General features: G+C 41.2%; 10 protein-coding genes. 4 read left to right on the forward strand and 6 right to left on the reverse strand.

Features of this window, described 5'->3' with window-relative positions; genetic code table 11:
- The first annotated feature begins 87 nt into the window (after nt 1-87).
- Together ACFI6L_RS03090 and ACFI6L_RS03095 are read left to right on the forward strand one after the other, a co-directional pair.
- Nucleotides 88-3,462, forward strand: a complete 3,375-nt coding sequence (locus ACFI6L_RS03090; RefSeq protein ID WP_342324600.1) for a motility associated factor glycosyltransferase family protein — start codon at nt 88-90, stop codon at nt 3,460-3,462.
- A gap of 47 nt (nt 3,463-3,509) precedes the next feature.
- Entirely contained in the window at nt 3,510-4,121 is a 612-nt protein-coding gene (locus ACFI6L_RS03095) for a pseudaminic acid biosynthesis-associated methylase (protein WP_239258051.1), read from the forward strand.
- 79 nt (nt 4,122-4,200) lie between these two features.
- Here the strand turns inward: ACFI6L_RS03095 and ACFI6L_RS03100 are convergent, their stop codons facing one another.
- The 6 genes from ACFI6L_RS03100 to pseB all read right to left on the reverse strand — a co-directional run bounded on the left by ACFI6L_RS03100 (nt 4,201) and on the right by pseB (nt 9,760).
- On the reverse strand, nt 4,201-4,668 hold the full coding sequence (locus ACFI6L_RS03100; protein WP_239258052.1) for a GNAT family N-acetyltransferase: 468 nt from the start codon (nt 4,666-4,668) through the stop codon (nt 4,201-4,203).
- Between the two features lie 25 nt (nt 4,669-4,693).
- The gene (gene pseI, locus ACFI6L_RS03105; protein ID WP_239258053.1) at nt 4,694-5,746 is read right to left on the reverse strand and encodes a pseudaminic acid synthase; all 1,053 of its coding nucleotides are present in this window, start codon (nt 5,744-5,746) and stop codon (nt 4,694-4,696) included.
- 10 nt (nt 5,747-5,756) lie between these two features.
- The gene (gene pseG, locus ACFI6L_RS03110) at nt 5,757-6,818 is read right to left on the reverse strand and encodes a UDP-2,4-diacetamido-2,4,6-trideoxy-beta-L-altropyranose hydrolase (protein ID WP_462573444.1); all 1,062 of its coding nucleotides are present in this window, start codon (nt 6,816-6,818) and stop codon (nt 5,757-5,759) included.
- On the reverse strand, nt 6,812-7,519 hold the full coding sequence (pseF, locus tag ACFI6L_RS03115) for a pseudaminic acid cytidylyltransferase (protein ID WP_342324596.1): 708 nt from the start codon (nt 7,517-7,519) through the stop codon (nt 6,812-6,814). The genes pseG and pseF overlap by 7 nt, the downstream gene beginning before the upstream one ends.
- Nucleotides 7,520-7,592: 73 nt before the next feature.
- A complete protein-coding gene (gene pseC, locus ACFI6L_RS03120) occupies nt 7,593-8,762 on the reverse strand; it encodes a UDP-4-amino-4,6-dideoxy-N-acetyl-beta-L-altrosamine transaminase (protein ID WP_342324751.1) in 1,170 nt (389 codons plus the stop codon).
- Nucleotides 8,762-9,760 (reverse strand): UDP-N-acetylglucosamine 4,6-dehydratase (inverting), encoded by a 999-nt coding sequence (pseB, locus tag ACFI6L_RS03125; RefSeq protein ID WP_239258056.1) that lies wholly within the window; start codon nt 9,758-9,760, stop codon nt 8,762-8,764. Before pseB ends, pseC begins: the two co-directional genes overlap by 1 nt.
- 233 nt (nt 9,761-9,993) lie before the next feature.
- Here pseB and ACFI6L_RS03130 point away from each other — a divergent pair, with 233 nt between their 5' ends.
- Nucleotides 9,994-10,794 carry a flagellin gene (locus tag ACFI6L_RS03130; protein ID WP_014975899.1) on the forward strand — a complete coding sequence of 267 codons (801 nt, stop codon included), beginning with the start codon at nt 9,994-9,996 and terminating at the stop codon, nt 10,792-10,794.
- A gap of 163 nt (nt 10,795-10,957) precedes the next feature.
- Nucleotides 10,958-12,421 carry a sigma-54 dependent transcriptional regulator gene (locus ACFI6L_RS03135; RefSeq protein WP_014978594.1) on the forward strand — a complete coding sequence of 488 codons (1,464 nt, stop codon included), beginning with the start codon at nt 10,958-10,960 and terminating at the stop codon, nt 12,419-12,421.
- Nucleotides 12,422-12,491 lie beyond the last annotated feature (70 nt).

A 12,491-nucleotide genomic window follows, 5' to 3' on the forward strand; every position in this document is an offset into this window, starting at 1 on the left:
CCTTACTTCACGCTTGCTCCATGATGCAAAAAGTGAGGTAATAAAGCTTAAGAGAAATGAAGCTGCGGTTAAGAGATACAGATAAAGATGCGTAAAGCAATCCAACTATTCCTCACTGAAAACGAAACACAAGAGAAGCGCGAACAGTCTTTTTCCTCATTAATTAATAAAAACTTCAATCAGAGTTTAAGATGTTTTCAGCGTATTGTTCCTTCGATCTATTCTCTTATTAAACAAAGCGGAAATGGTCACCATTCAGTTTATATAAACCGTGAAAGCGAGCTAGATATTGTTGAATATGAATCTGGAAACGTGTTTTACGGTCCTAATAGAACCAACGCTATCTCAGCTCATGTAGAGCGTTTTCTCCTTAGTCCCTATGTACTGCAGCTTGGTAAGACAAGATTGAAAGATGAGGCAGTTAATACGCAAAAGCTCGATGGTCTCGTTGTTTTCGGTATTGGTTTAGGCTTACATATTTACGATCTTATTATAAAATTGAAGCCAAAGCACCTTGTGGTTTATGAACCCAACCCGGATTTCCTTGGCTGCTCGCTTTACTCTGGTTTCTGGCCAAAGATTTTTGTTTATGCTCAAGAACAAAATATTTCGCTCTATTTCCAGATACCAAATAATGGTAAGAGCCTTTTCAGTGATCTAAGTGAGTTAAAGCAAGCCTTTTCTTTGGATCGTTTTGCAGTATATTTTCATTATCATAATAGCGCTTTCGATGATATTTTTGATGAATTAGTATCGAATAACTGGCTTCTTTCTATGGATCTAAGAGAGACGGTCGAAAAAAAAGGCTTTGAAAGTTACCTGCCAAAGTGGGCTCCCGTTGTCGATACTAAGAACTGGCATAAGTTACCCGATACTCATCAATTATTCGAAAGTAATATGAAGGCCTTTGAGAAATACTTTCCAGAGATTGCATCTGAGTTCAAAAATTATAGAACCAAGCATTGGCAAGTCGTTGTAAACCGAGACCAAAAAGCCAATTTAAAGAACATAAAATGGGGAGAGTTTCTTTTAGGAGATGACCCCGTTGGCGAATCTGAAGAAATATATAAGCTGTTTAGAGATAATCCTAGCAAAGATGAACTGATTTTGGGGTATGCAGGTGGCAAGTTATCACCATACTATCACCACCAAACAGTAATGAGAGTGCAAAAGGAATTTCGCAATTATAAAAGTGAGAGCGCTTCGATAGGGCAAAAAATAAAGTCAGTATTAATGTTCGGCCTGGGTATTGGTTATCAGCTCGAATTTCTTATGAAGTCTCATGATGTTGAAAAGCTTTTTCTTTATGAGCCAAACAGAGATTTTTTCTATGGATCCTTGTTTGCTATTGATTGGCATAAAATTTTAGAGCAAATAGATAAAAGCGGTGGAAGAATATATCTAAATATAGGTGATGATGGCTCGAATCTGGTCCAAGATTTTCTTACGCAGTTTCATAATGTAGGTACTTATCATCTTGCAAATACTTATCTTTTTAAAAGCTATGACAACGACATTCTTGAACCTACGTTATCGAACCTACGCGAAGACTTAAAACTCATTGTAGGTCTTGGTGATAATTTTGAAAACTCCCGTTATATTATTTCTCATTCGAAGTGGGCAGTAGAAAATAGAGTGAAATTTTTGCTTGAACGTAAAAAGTCGCCGCGGGAACTTGAAGATGTCCCTGTTTTTATTGTTGGCAATGGCCCTTCGCTAGATAATTTATTTCCCCTTCTGAAAGCTGAAAGAGAAAACGTAATCGTCATAAGTTGTGGAACGGCGCTACAGGCCCTACATAAACATAATATAGTTCCTGATTATCACGCTGATATCGAAGTGAATCGTTCGACTTTTGATTGGACCGCACGAATTAAAGACAGGGAGTTTTTAAAACGGGTTAAACTTATTAGTGGAAACGGAGTTCATCCAGATACGGCAAGTCTTTACAAAGATGCCTTTTTATCACTTAAAAATGGTGAAGCAGCAACATTAATGCTTACGTCGCTTATGAGTGAACTTAATTTTTCAACGCTCAGAAACTCTTACCCCACAGTATCCAATTTCGCGATTGACTTTGTCGTTGAAGTTGGGTTTAAGCAGATTTATTTGCTTGGCGTAGATATGGGGTTTGTCGATTTAAAGCATCATCACTCTAAGCACTCAGGATACTATACCTCAAATGGTAATGAGCTTTACGATTATCAAAAAGAAAATAATACATCGATTGTTGTTGAAGGTAACCTCAGGCCATACGTCAAAACGAAATATGAATTCAAAATGTCGAAAGCAGTGATTGAGCGAACTCTTTCTTCTAGTGATGCTGAAGTATATAACTTAAACGATGGTGCAAAAATTAAAGGTACTATTCCGCTCGATCCAAAGAATGTCTTAATTACCTCTACGCCAGATTCGAGAAGAAAACTTACAAACTGGCTTGAAAACGAGGCGTTTCAAACATTAGATTGTGAGCGATTTATAGAACGATTCGAAGAAAGAATCAAGAGTACAGACTTATTAGAGGGCATAGATAAGTTGAGAGTCCGTGCTGGTGTCGAAGTCGACACTCGAGAGGTCGTTGAAAAGCTAATTTTAGAACAGCGTAAAATACTATTTGATTATTATCGTGAGGGAAAGCCAGTCGTTCTTTATTACCTCAATGGTTCTGTCAATTACATAAATACGGCGCTGAGTAAAGCGCTCAATATAATGGATGACGAAGAGTGCTTAGAGCTGGTAGGTGGGATATTAAGCCATTGGCGAGAGTTTTTAGTAACAATATATCAGAGTATGAATGTTGTGCCCTACGAGCTGGATTTTATTACGAGTTTTCCTGAAGAGCGACAAAAAGCGGTGACAAATGATTATTACCTAGATAATGGAATATATGTCAGCACAGAAAACTACGAAGTCGGTTTAGAACATGCGATCAATTCGCTAGCTCTCGACATACGTGAAAATAATAAAACCGAAGTAGTGATTACGAAATTTGATGGTCAAAAAAGAGCAGCTATATTGTCTGACACTAAAATTTGTCATCTTATATTCGAAGAAAAATATATTGGGCAGGCTCTTCAAGTGAAGAATGCCGGCGATACTATTATTTACATTCCAGAGTATCTAAAGATGTGTGACTGGAAAAATACAGAATTTGAGTCAATAGAGCATTATATTTGTTACATCTCGCTATTGGCTATTACATGTCATCGAGATATTGAGGTTGTTGTGCCGAAGCTTCCTTCAAATAGGACTGAACAGGCTTTGTCACTAAATCCGAGTTTAGGAACCCCACTTTCTTTTCACATTTATGAAGCCTATCACTTTTTAGTGTTTTCTCAGGCTCTGCTAGGAGAAAGTGAAAAATCTACAGGAGCTGGAGATCGTTTCAGGTATGTACCATTTTTGAAAAGCGCAAATCTTGAGATTACACAAATTCTTGTACGTGACCATAAAAGAAAATGAAGCTGTACTAAGTCTGATGAAGTTTTTAGAAAAGGGGAATAAAAACAGTGGCCTATAAAACAGAACAAGAACAATTCTGGGCGGGGAATTTTGGAGATAGTTATAGCGATAGAAATGACTCTGAATCACTGCTCCTTTCCAAAGTTGCAATGTGGTCGAAAATGTTGCGTTCGGCAAACAATGTGACATCTGCGCTTGAGTTAGGCTGTAATATTGGCTTGAATTTAGTTGCACTCAAAAAGCTACAACCCGCGTTGTCCTTAAAGGGATATGAAATAAATAGAAAAGCAGCGAAGCTAGCAGAAAAACAGGGGGTCGCGGATATTGTTACAGGCTCAATTCTTGAAAAGATAAGTACTGATAAATTTGACCTAACATTTACTGCTGGTGTGCTTATCCATATAAATCCAGAATTTTTACACTGCGTTTATGACAACTTAGTAGAAAACTCTCGTCGTTATGTTCTTGTCGCTGAATATTATAATCCATCCCCTACCGTCATTACTTATCGGGGCGAACAAGACAAGCTATTTAAGCGAGATTTTGCTGGCGACCTGATTGAGCGTTATGGAATGAAACTTGTTGACTATGGTTTTCTGTATAAACGTGACAACTGGGCGCCACAAGACGACATTACGTGGTTTCTTCTAGAAAAGTAATACACCATTGCTGCTGAGTGAAGAGAATCTTAGTTTTGAATACTCGCGCGTAATAGCATACTAAAAAGTTTTAAGATTTTTAACTCTTTGGGCAAGCTGTGAGATCCAGCATGAAAAACGCGATGTTATCTCGTGTCCTCAGATATGAAAATCCAGCGCCAGTGAAAAGCCGCTTACTTGCTTCATTTTTAATTTTTATACGTGCTTTTATTACCGTAGGTCTCTGAAATTTGTTTTTAAATCTTACTAAAGCTGCCATTAAGCATCTTTTAGCTAAGCCCTTTCCTCTGCAACGTGGATTAAGGTTGATCGATACTTCTGCATAGTGATGATGCACATCAAAACGAACAAATCCAACAGGGGCGGAATTTTCCAAGTAACACAAAATAAGCAACTTTTTCTCATCATTAAGGGCATGTTGGAGCCACTCAATATGCTCACTCCAGGTGATCGGCATCGAGTTTATCGACATGGCAATTGTGTGCGGATTGTTGCGCCACTTAAACAGGTATTCTGCATCGTCGCATGTCACGAAGCGGGTCAACATATGTATCTTCCGTTCCAAAAAGGCGCTATCGGATAATGCTCCATGAAAGAGGACTGCCCCTCTTAACTGACCGGCACACCTGCTTCCCAAGGATATGTTTTAGGTGTTTTATTGGCAGGCCAAGACCTGGGCGAATAGCTCGAACGTTCGCTCGCGTGAGTATTTCCCCTTCCTTGATATCTTTTACAATATATAGGCTCCGCCTAAGTTTCCGCGAGTTTATTTCTGATTCTGTGCATCCATATGAAATTTTGCCAATAGCAACGCGTGCACGTTTTGTTTCGTTGACTAAAAGAGCAAATTCATCCGCTTCAAGGGAAAATGCCGCGTCTACACCGCCTGCATTTCTGTCTATTACAAAGTGCTTCTCTATAACGGTTGCACCGAGAGCTGTTGCGGTAATTGCAGTACCAATACCCGTGGTATGGTCTGATATCCCTACATGACAGTTAAACAATTGCTGTAGGTGCGGGAGTGTTGCTAGGTTTGCGTTTATCGGGTCAGCAGGGTACTGGCTGGTGCATTTAAGAAGAACATATTCCTGACAATTGTTCCGCTCAAGTACCTCTACAGCCTCGGATATCTCAGTAAGGCTTGCCATGCCAGTAGACAATATTACAGGTTTACCCGTCTTAGCGACCTTAGCAATTAATTCATGATCCGTGTTTTCAAATGATGCTATTTTATAGCATGGAACGTCTAGCGTTTCTAAAAAATCAACTGACGTTGCATCAAAAGGCGTGCTAAATGCAACAATGCCTCTTTCTTTCGCCCTTTCAAATATCGCTTTATGCCATTCCCAAGGAGTATGTGCTTTTTCGTACAGCTCATATAGCGAGCGGCCCCTCCAAAGGCTTTGTTTGTCATCGATAAAAAACTCACCACCCTCAATGTCGATAGTCATAGTGTCGGCGGTATAGGTTTGTAGTTTTATAGCACTAACGCCAGCGTCCGCGGCAGCGTCTACCATTTCTAAAGCAAGTGTTAAATTTTGATTATGGTTACCTGATAACTCAGCAATAATAAACGGAGGCTCATCTTTACCTATGCTGAATGGTCCAATCTTTATGGTGTTCACTTTCTTTCTCTCATGCTTGTTGTAAAGGTAAAGGCTCTAGTAATGATAAAACGTGTTTGGTCACGCAAGGAGTACCACTGTGTCGAGGAACTATATTACCAGCGCATTTAGACATAGCCCGTAATGTGCGCGGCGATTGTAGTAACAACACAAGGGCTCTTGCAACGTCAGTTACAGACACCTGATCCCAAAATCCGAGGTATTTGCATACGTTTTCTTTTGATAAACATCGCGTTGTCGCAACTTGGTTTTCTGCCACGCATATAACGAGAGCAGGGAGCTCTGAGATACAGCGTTCCCAATGCATTGAACCGCCCGCACCAACCATTAGCGACGCTTTTTTCATAAGCTCCGCTATTCGGTCACAATCTATATGTAAACGTAAGTTGTGCTTAGTAATCAGGTTTATTTGACTGACCTTAGCTATCACATCTCTTTTCGCTTTATGACCGCTTCCAATAACGATATCGACCTCTAATTGAAGATCTTTAATCGACGCGATAGCATCAAGCGTTATGGATGTCATGTTAGTGGGGTCACTACCGCCAAAACAAACTAACACTCGAACTGGATCACGCTTTATAAAATCATGAGTTGGCTGTTCATAAAACTCCTGTCGCAATAGTGCATACTCTGGGCCGAGCAGCATTTTGCATTTATGAGGAACTAACGTTTCATATCGATTACCTTTATCGGAAAAGTTGACATCCAGCAGTAAATCGCAATAGTGACGGCGGTTTGCTAAGTCATCGATAACCATCACTTTTGCGCCAGTTAACGAAAGTTTTTGTTCGAATGTTTCATCTAGTTGGTAATGATCAACTATCCATAAATCAGCGTCTACATGCCCAACATCGCTATCAATATGCTGCACAACTTCATGATTGAGGTTACAGGGGCCATAACGTTCTTGTAACAGCGTCGATTTTTGAGAGTTTACAAAAGTGATGCGATGGAGAGTGCCAGACGCGTTCAACAAATTTTGAATGCACTTGGCTAATGTGAGGCATCGCATAACATGACCCGTGCCTATTTCTGGGCTTGCGTCCACTCTAAAAGCAATTTTTAAGATTTGCGTTCTCCCATTTCTTTAAGTACTCTGAACATCACTTCTGCTCGCTTCCAGTCTTCGAATGTATCAATATCTTGAACTAGATGGGAAGGAAGCTTTAACATTCGTGAGCGTTCAGAAAATATTGCTTTAGACGTATCTAACCACGTCGATGCTTGCGCAGCATAAAGTTGCCCAGCATCATGATAAGCATGTGGTAGATCCTGAGAACGCTTGTTGATATCTACAGCGCTACAGGGCCGGATGTTACCAATTTCATCCTCCAGTAAGGCTCTTTGTATAGGAAAGGAAAACCGATGGGCGGTAAACACGTAATCCGCTTTTGTTTGTTGCAGCAACTCTAACGATTGATCTAATAGCTGCGCAGTGACGAAAGGCGCGGTAGCATATAGACATAAACAGTATTCAACATTATTTTTAAGGGCTATGTAGTCACTTAGCGCAGAGCGGATAACTGGAGTGGTACCTGTCATATCATCAGCGAGAGATTTATCTCGCATAAAAGGAATTTCGGCTCCATATTCTTTTGCAACGTTTGCGATCTCATAGTCATCCGTAGAGACGATGACTCTATCTATTAACTTGCTGTTTATTGCAGCTTCAATTGAGTAAGCAATAATTGGTTTTCCGCAAAAGCGAGTAATATTTTTCCTTGGAATGCGTTTGCTTCCGCCTCTAGCGGGAATTATAGCGATATTCATTTTTTTGGATATTCACTTTCAAAAAACATCTCAGACACTAACACAATTGGGAATCAAAGTTATAATGCCAAAATTATTCGTCGAGTTCGTCAAGCAATGTGATTAGTTTATCGACAATAAAGTCAACTTGTGAAGATGTTAAATCTGGAAACATAGGTAAGGTGATTGCCTGTTGGTAATATTGCTCTACGTTAGGAAAGTCTCCAGCGTTAAATCCTAATGCCTCATAATATGGCTGAGTATGAATGGGAATGTAGTGCAAATGTGCGAAGATTCCTGCGTTTCTAAGACGCTCAATAATTGTCTTTTTTTGTTCCTGACTAATATCCAATATACGAACGACATACAGATGATAGCTAGAGTAGCTTTGGCTACTAACAATTAGAGGGAGAATTCGCGGGCAAGACTTGAATAGTTCATCGTACCTTTTTGCGATTGAATTCCGTTTCTCTATAAATACTGAGAGCTTTTTGACTTGGCTAACCCCTAGCGCTCCCTCAATATCGTTCATTCGGTAATTATAGCCAAGACTAACTTGTTGGTAATACCAAGGACCATGAGAAGGTTTCGTCATTGACTCTTTAGCATTAGTGACACCATGGCTTCTGCCCATCCGCATTGATTCTACTAGTGCTGGATCATTTGTCATTGCCATTCCACCTTCCATGGTGGTTATGATCTTTACTGGGTGAAAACTAAAAACGCAAATGTCGGCATATTTACAACTACCTACTAAGCTATTCTTGTACTTTGCTCCCACGGCATGAGATGCATCTTCAATGACTCGAAACCCATAGTGCGACGCAAGAGTGGCTATACTCTCCATATCACACGATTGCCCTGCAAAATGCACAGGAATTAAGACTTTTGGTAATGTGTTTGTTTCTTTTGCCTTTCTCAGCTTGTTTTTTAACGCATTTATACACATGTTGCCGGTTTCAAGATCAATGTCTACAAAGTCGACGATAGCATTGCAGTAAAGAGCGCAGTTTGACGAGGCTACAAATGAGTTAGGGGATGTCCAAACTCGATCACCTTCTCCCACCGATAGTGCTAAGCAAGCCAAATGTAACGCTGAAGTAGCGCTATTAACAGCAACAGCATATCTCGCTCCGCAGTATTCAGACATCGCTTCTTCGAACAGAGGAACTTTGGGACCTTGGGTAAGCCAATCAGATGTTAGTGTTTCAACAACCGCTTTGATATCTTCATCATCTATATGCTGTTTGCCATAAGGAATCATCACTTACCTTCCTGATCAAACGTCAATATTTCATCTACCGTAAGAAAATGAGAGTTTGTGTCTGACACGTATTCAAAACCATCAACTACTGAATTTCCCTTTTCACCGAGAGCGTTAGTTTTGAAGTCGTTGCTTCTATTAAAAAATTTGATAGCTGGCGCAATGACAAAGTGATCGTCATATTCGAAAGTGTGAAAGGCCATGTCGCCAGGGCACATCATTTCGTGAAGTTTCTCGCCAGGTCGAATACCCACTATCTTAATGGGTACACCTGGTGCCATGGCTTCGGCTAAATCGGTAATTCTAATTGACGGTATTTTGGGCACAAATATTTCGCCACCCATCATGCGCTCGAAATTCTTCAAAACAAAGTCGACGCCCTGCTGAAGTGTTATCCAAAATCGCGTCATATCTTTATGCGTAACCGGAATATGGTCAGTGCCTTCTTCAATGAGCTTATTGAAAAACGGAACAACCGAGCCTCTAGAGCCCACTACATTCCCGTATCTCACTACAGAAAATCGAGGTCTGCCCGCGCCAACCATATTATTTGCTGCAACAAACAGCTTATCGGAAGCGAGCTTAGTCGCACCGTACAAATTAACGGGGTTAGCTGCTTTGTCGGTCGACAGCGCGATAACTTTGCTTACCGAATTATCAATAGCTGCGTTTATAACGTTTTCAGCGCCATCGATATTAGTGCGGATGCACTCCGTGGGATTATATTCAGCAGCCGGAACTTGTTTCATGGCGGCAGCATGGATAACGTAGTCTACCCCTTGCATTGCGCGCGTAAGGCGGTCTTTATCTCGCACATCACCGATAAAGTAGCGCATGCAGGGAGCATTAAATTTCTGCTGCATTTCGAACTGTTTTAGCTCGTCACGCGAATAGATAATTAAGCGCTTGGGGTTATAGCGTGATAACAAATTTTCGGTGTATTTATGACCGAACGAACCTGTACCACCTGTTATCAATATAGACTTACCGTCAAACATAGATCGCCCACGATTTTTATGATTATCGTTTAAATATATCATGTGTCGGCAACAATGCCATAAACCATTAGTTTTTAACGAGTCTTCCTTAAATAAAAAGTGAAATACTCAACAGTAACGATACCGTTGAGCCGTTGGGTATTCATTTTCATACTCTTTAAAAAAACAGTCACTCGTTATTCTTCTGTCTATTTACTACACTATATTAAGTGAAAGTTTAATAGGGTAGCCTCATGATTAAAATAGGTTCCGATTCAGGTAACTCGCTTATTGGTCAAATCCAAGAAAAGCAAAATAACCTGTTTGAGAAGCTTGCCAGTGGTAAGAAAGTTAACGATGCAACTGACGGCGCAGCAGCTCAGCAAATCATCGACCGGTTAACCTCTGAAGTAGAAGGTAACCGTCAGGCTATCAATAACGTTTATGATGGTATTTCACTGGCGCAGGTTGCAGAGGGTGGTTTAGGCAGCATCAATGACGATGTAAACCGCATTCGCGAACTTACCTTACAGTCTGGTAATGGTGTTTTGAGCAGTGGCGATCGCCGTGCTATTCAATCTGAAATTACGCAATTACAAGAGAATATCTCCCAAACCATTGAGCAGACGAATTTTGCTGGCAAGCCGTTATTATCTGAAAATGGCTCACTTGAATTCCAATCAGGTTCAAGTGCGGGGCAATCAATAAGCGTCAATACACAGGATGTTGCTGCTCAATTAAACGATGTGCTGGCTATCGATATTACATCGGGAACCAGCATTGAAGATGCGCTAGGTGCAACTGATGCTGCAATTGAAACGCTTGGTAACGCGCGAGGCGATTTAGGTGCTACCCAAAACCGTTTCGAGAGTGCGGCGCGTTCTCTTACTCAAGCTAACGTGAACACCGCTGAAGCGCGTAGCCGCATTCAAGATCTTGATTTTGCTCAAGCTGTGTCACAGCAGGCTTCAAACGATGTGCTTGGTCAAGCGGCGCTAACCGTTCAAGCGCAAGCGAATCAGCAGCAAAGTCAGGTTTTATCGTTGTTGAGTTAAACCAACATACGTTAATTTTGCTAAAATTAATCGAAAGAAGCAGGGTAACCTGCTTTTTTTATTGATACATTTCCGAAAACAGCGGTTGCGCTCCGATCTTTTGTCGTTACAATTTATAAATGCGCTAAACTGTAAATAATAACAAAGCGTTCTCGGGGAATTGATGAAGAACATTTTGCTGGTTAGTGACAACCAGGAACTTATTCAAAACTTGGAAACTATCGTTACCTTCATGGGAGAATCGTGTCAATCGCGAGGCTTTAGTGATTGCGAACGGTATTTGCAAGATAGTGGGGCTGATGCTGTTCTTATAGAGCACATATCGCCAGCCATAGTCAGCGGACTGGTTGAGAAGTTTCCTCACATACCATTTGTAGCATTGGTTGAAAATAATAGCCAAGCATCAGCAGGTTGTAATCTCGTTAGCGTTATTGCAACGCCATTAACCTATCCCGTTTTGACCCAAGCTATCCATCGTTGCCAAGAATACTCAAGGCGTAAACCGAGCTTGTCTCGTACATCGGGAACAAAGACGCGACTGTTTAGAAGCCTTATTGGTAAAAGCGAACAAATACAAATAGTTCGTCGATTAGTTGAACAGGTTGCTCCAACTGATGCCACTGTCTTGATTCTAGGAGAGTCTGGAACAGGTAAAGAGGTCGTTGCACGTAATGTTCACTTCTTATCTGAACGCAAAGACGGGCCATTTATTCCGGTAAACTGCGGTGCCATTCCTGGCGAGCTGCTAGAAAGCGAGCTATTTGGTCACGAAAAAGGGGCATTTACTGGCGCAATCAGCGCGCGTAAAGGCCGTTTTGAGTTAGCGGAAGGCGGTACGTTGTTTTTGGATGAAATCGGCGATATGCCGCTTCAGATGCAGGTTAAATTATTGCGCGTGTTACAAGAGCGTACCTTTGAGCGCGTAGGCGGCAACAAGCCCCTTCAGTGTAACGTACGTATCATCGCCGCGACGCACCGCAACCTTGAAACAATGATCAGTGAAGACAAGTTCCGTGAAGACTTGTATTACCGACTCAACGTATTCCCAATTGATAGCCCTGCACTTAGACAAAGAAAAGACGATATCCCTTTACTACTCCAAGAGCTAAATAGTCGTATCCAAGGTGATGGGGTGGAAGGTGTGCGCTTTACCGAGCAAGCGATAGCCTCGTTAATGGAGCACGAATGGGCGGGCAACGTTCGTGAGCTGTCTAACCTGGTTGAACGCTTAACAATTCTTTATCCTGGTCAAATCGTTGATATCGCCGATTTACCTGAGAAATATCAATACGGTGATGTACAGGCTTACGAGCCTGATTATCCCGAAGAAATTCTTGAGCGTGAAGCATTCAATGCACTCTTTGCTGAAGCGGCCGCGCAAGAGCCAGAAGAAGACCTTAACGAGCAAAGCCATGAGGGTCTGAACGGAATGGTTTCTTCATCTTTACCTGAGGAAGGGGTTAATCTCAAAGAGTACCTTTCTGAGTTGGAAGTAAACCTCATTAGACAGGCGTTAGACAATCAAGATTGGGTGGTGGCTCGAGCTGCCGACAAACTTGGTATGCGCAGAACAACGCTTGTCGAGAAAATGCGGAAGTACGATATTCAACGTACTGAAGAAGCGTAATGTCAGGTAATTGACGTTGCGCTTTCCTCTATAATTTCATCCTATCTAACTGAAAAATAAGCCAATGATG

This window comes from Alteromonas sp. G4i35, from assembly GCF_054960375.1.

Bases quoted from the DNA above. Each gene is read 5' to 3' on its own strand.
- ACFI6L_RS03090 (WP_342324600.1), top strand. From the start codon at position 88: ATGCGTAAAGCAATCCAACTATTCCTCACTGAAAACGAAACACAAGAG.
- ACFI6L_RS03100 (WP_239258052.1), bottom strand. From the start codon at position 4,668: ATGTTGACCCGCTTCGTGACATGCGACGATGCAGAATACCTGTTTAAG.
- pseF (WP_342324596.1), bottom strand. From the start codon at position 7,519: ATGAATATCGCTATAATTCCCGCTAGAGGCGGAAGCAAACGCATTCCA.
- pseC (WP_342324751.1), bottom strand. From the start codon at position 8,762: ATGATTCCTTATGGCAAACAGCATATAGATGATGAAGATATCAAAGCG.
- pseB (WP_239258056.1), bottom strand. From the start codon at position 9,760: ATGTTTGACGGTAAGTCTATATTGATAACAGGTGGTACAGGTTCGTTC.
- ACFI6L_RS03130 (WP_014975899.1), top strand. From the start codon at position 9,994: ATGATTAAAATAGGTTCCGATTCAGGTAACTCGCTTATTGGTCAAATC.
- ACFI6L_RS03135 (WP_014978594.1), top strand. From the start codon at position 10,958: ATGAAGAACATTTTGCTGGTTAGTGACAACCAGGAACTTATTCAAAAC.